Origin of the sequence: Mycoplasma sp. CSL7503-lung (assembly GCF_025515455.1) — a bacterium.
In the GTDB taxonomy this organism is placed as follows: Bacteria; Bacillota_I; Bacilli_A; order Mycoplasmatales; family Metamycoplasmataceae; genus Mycoplasmopsis.
The window spans coordinates 1-1,157 of record NZ_JAOPHP010000046.1 but is presented as its reverse complement, the minus strand read 5'-3'; the positions used below and the strand labels follow the sequence as shown (position 1 = coordinate 1,157).

At 20.3% G+C, this 1,157-nt stretch carries 2 protein-coding genes; both read right to left on the bottom strand.

Annotation, left to right across the window (positions count from 1 at the left end; translation table 4 throughout):
- Window positions 1-30: 30 nt before the first annotated feature.
- Complete coding sequence (locus N9R85_RS03825; protein ID WP_216490293.1) at window positions 31-576, bottom strand: hypothetical protein; 546 nt, start codon at window positions 574-576, stop codon at window positions 31-33.
- Between the two features lie 86 nt (window positions 577-662).
- Window positions 663-1,157: hypothetical protein (locus N9R85_RS03820; RefSeq protein ID WP_262858658.1), on the bottom strand; the 495-nt coding region annotated here is incomplete at its 5' end.

Here is a 1,157-nt window from a genome sequence, read left to right as displayed (position 1 = left end):
ATATGTCTCATGATTTCTCCTTTCGATTATTTAGTTTCAGTCAAAGTTGTCAAAAACTAATTCGCCAAAATTAACACAATTATCTTGATTAGATTGATCTAAATCTGCTCTATAACTTAAAACATAAGGGTATGATTCGAAATGTGGATAATTTTGGTCATCGTAATATAAAATTGATATTGGTTCCTTATTTACATATTCTTTTAATAAATTTTCTAATTCAGATATAGTTAAATCGTCTTTTAAAACTAAAAAGTTATTTTTTGTTTTTTTTACAACATAATTTTTAGAATAATGATTAATTTTTTCGTTTTGTTCTTTATTGAAAAAAATTAAAATGTTAGGTTTGCTATTTAGACTATCATATAGTTCTGTTTGATTTCATTTTTTCATTTCTTTTCAAACTAATCTATACAAAATATCTTCAACCATTTGTTTGTCTAACTGAAATTTTCTATCAAGAATGTACTTTTCAAGTCGAATTATTTTTTGTTTGAATGACCAAGATTTATTTTCTAAATAAACTCTTAATCTATTGTCTCTATCTATTAATTCTTTTATTTTTTCTAAATTCATATTAAATCTTTTGTTTAATAACTAAATCTAAACAATTACGTGTATCTTTAATACAATGTCTTTGTTTTCTTATTTTTTTAGTATCATTAAATTTCATCAATATATTCCAATATTTCTGCTTTTGATAATTCATAAAATAATTCATTTTTTTCAAGTTGTTTAAATTTAGTTGAATACCCATTGATTTTAATAAAATTACTTTTAGAATCATCGTATAAAAACTCTTTACGATTAAAAATTAAAATATCTAAATTAGGCATTTCATCAAAAAAATAACCCATTGAATTTTCATTTAAAGTTTCAATATATTCATGATAGTTATAAATGTCATTATTTTCTAAAAATTCATTATTTTTAATTTTTAAGACTATTTCATTTCAGTCTTCAACAGAAATTAATTCTTTTATAAAATTGATAACTTTTTTTAATTTTTCTATGTCCGTAGTAAAAATAAAGTCATTTAAAATACGAATAATATTATAGTTTTCGAAATCTACACTTAAATCAAGCACATTTAAACATTCAAAGTATTCTAAAATTGTTTCATAGTATTCTTTTTGATTAATATGATTTTCTAAATT